The sequence below is a fragment of the Synechococcus sp. R55.7 genome (genome assembly GCF_047461955.1).
Classification (GTDB): domain Bacteria; phylum Cyanobacteriota; class Cyanobacteriia; order Thermostichales; family Thermostichaceae; genus Thermostichus.
Map to the genome: position 1 here is coordinate 1 of NZ_JANSIC010000022.1, position 2,249 is coordinate 2,249.

Sequence of the window (2,249 nt, forward strand, 5' to 3'; positions counted from 1 at the left end):
GCTCCCCAGCCAGGACATCGGGGGCTATTGCTGGGATCCAAGCCAGCCCATACGCTTCTCCAGGAGAGGCAACTGCGCTTTCAAGGCGCGCAAGGCTCGGCCTCGGTGGCCGATGGCCTCTTTTTGAGCTGGGCTCATCTCGGCAAAGGTTAGCCCCACTTCGGGCACCCAAAACAGGGGGTCATAGCCAAACCCCCCCTCTCCCCGCGGCTGGGTCAAGACCTCTCCCGAGCATACCCCTTCCACCAGGGCATGCACTACACCTTGGGGATCCACCAGGGCGATGGCGCAGTGAAAGGTGGCTCGGCGATTTGGGATCCCTTCCATTTCCCTGAGCAACCGCTCGATGCGGGCAGCATCGTTGGGGGCATAGCGAGCCGAGCGGATCCCAGGGACGCCGCCAAGGGCTTCTACCGCTAGGCCGGAATCGTCGGCAATGGCCCACTCCCCCAGAGACTTGGCCACGGCTCTGGCTTTGAGAAGGGCATTTTCGGCAAAGGTGGTGCCGGTTTCTTCCACCTCAATTTCTGAGGGCATGCGGCGCAGCTCCCAAGCAGGGGCATGGGCCTGGAAAAAGGCATTGAACTCGCGCCATTTGCCGGGGCTACTGCTGGCCAAGATCAAAGGACGGGTCATGGAAGGTTCCTACGAGTGGAAATCTGAGGAGGCGGAAGGCTGTCCAAGGGCTTCCTGCCTAATGGATCTCGAGAACCATGTTGTGCAGGGCTGTGTTAATCACCAGGGTGGATCCGCACCGCTCTACCTTGCCCCCATCCCAGTGCATGTGTCCGCAGATGTAGTAGCGGGGCTGCACCTGTTCCAAAAGGGGGCGCAAAGTGGGTGTACAGCGGTGATACCACTTCCCCCCCTCATCCAAAAGGCCCCGCGGCGGAGCGTGGGTGAGCAGCAGGTCAATGGGCCGGGGGGGCTGACTGTAGAGGGTGAGCAGCTCCTGCAAATGGGCAGAGGTCAGAGACCAGCTCCAGCCACAGGGGGGAGTCCAGGGCACAGCCAAAACCTGTAACCCCAGCCACTCAAAGCAGCAGGACTGGGTGATGGCCCGCCCCCAACGGCCAACCAGCGAATTCAAAACCGAAGCTGCTGGATCGTGGTTGCCAGGTAAAAAGAGCCAGGGTTTGCCCAGGCTCTCCACTGCCGCCAAAAAGGATTGCAGATGAACCACCTCTGCTTGGGCTGCCGGATGAAAGCCCTGGGTGGCCTTGCGGGAAGGTTTGCCGGCCTTGGAACAGAAATCCCCGCAGTTGATGTAAGCATCCACCTCCGGCAGATGGGCAAGGGCCTGCCGGATCAGCCGAGCGCTGCCGTGGTAGTCAGAGCCGAGCAGCAGTTTAATCCCCATGGGCCTCTGCAGCAGAAGAATCCAGGTGGGATCCCTGAAGCAGGGCGGCAACTTGCTGCCAGGAGCTGCTGTACCAAGCTTGCTGGGCTTCCAGTTCTTCGCCGAGGGATCCCGTGGGGCCAAAATCTGGGCAGGCGTACCCCAGGGAGCGTAATCCTGCCACCAACACTGCCGGAGACAGCCACCACTGCTGGGCCAAGCGCAGCAGATCCACCTGGCTGCGGGTTTGCAGGTATTGGCGGAGCTGGCGTTGCAAGCTGGCAGCGGAGGGCAGGGGCACCGCTTGCTGATGGACGGCAATCAACAGCTCGCTGCTGGGGGTGCAACAGAGCAGCCACTTGAGGTGATCCAGAGAAGGGGGCCAGCTCCACAACCAGAGTTGATCATAGCGGTGGCCGGCTTGGGGACGGTCGTAGTGGAGAGTCAGGTACCGCCGTTCGCGATAGCGGGCCGTAGGCCTTGAAGACAAGACCAGCGAGGGGCGGCGGAAGCCGTAGAACAGGATGGTTCCCTGCGCCTGAGGCCAGAGGACAGAAAACCGGTCCACAGCTTGCCAACGCAAGGGCTGGGTGGGCTGGGGGGTGGGGCGCCAGATCAACAGAGGTGAGGGCTCTGTCCCCCTCTGGGAGCCAGTCGAGGGCTTGGAGTTGGGCATGGGAGGAGTGGCATCCAGAGAGGCGGGGGAGATGGGAGACTTGCTCCCATCAGGGGTGCGGGGCGCTGTTTTCTCGAGAGGGGGTTTGCCGGCAGTGGCAGCCTCTTGGGCAGGTTGGATCCCGAGAATTTCCAGCTCCAGTTGGGTTTCTCCCTGCCATGTTTTGGCCTTGAGGGTGTAGGCTACATCAACTCGCTCCGGCAGCGGATGGGTTTCCGCTCCCCGCCAACGGAT

2 protein-coding genes and 1 pseudogene are annotated in these 2,249 nt (G+C 62.1%); all 3 read right to left on the bottom strand.

All coding sequences use genetic code 11. The features are described from left to right. Positions 1-24 precede the first annotated feature (24 nt). Positions 25-636 carry an RdgB/HAM1 family non-canonical purine NTP pyrophosphatase gene (gene rdgB, locus NW820_RS02165; RefSeq protein ID WP_414406568.1) on the bottom strand — a complete coding sequence of 204 codons (612 nt, stop codon included), beginning with the start codon at positions 634-636 and terminating at the stop codon, positions 25-27. Between the two features lie 58 nt (positions 637-694). After that, a complete protein-coding gene (locus NW820_RS02170) occupies positions 695-1,360 on the bottom strand; it encodes a metallophosphoesterase family protein (protein WP_414406569.1) in 666 nt (221 codons plus the stop codon). Then, positions 1,350-2,249: pseudogene (locus NW820_RS02175) on the bottom strand (single-stranded-DNA-specific exonuclease RecJ); the annotation flags it as partial. The pseudogene NW820_RS02175 and the gene NW820_RS02170, both read right to left, overlap by 11 nt.

Excerpts from the sequence above, each read along its gene's own strand:
- rdgB (WP_414406568.1), bottom strand. The coding sequence starts at position 636 with ATGACCCGTCCTTTGATCTTGGCCAGCAGTAGCCCCGGCAAATGGCGC.
- NW820_RS02170 (WP_414406569.1), bottom strand. The coding sequence starts at position 1,360 with ATGGGGATTAAACTGCTGCTCGGCTCTGACTACCACGGCAGCGCTCGG.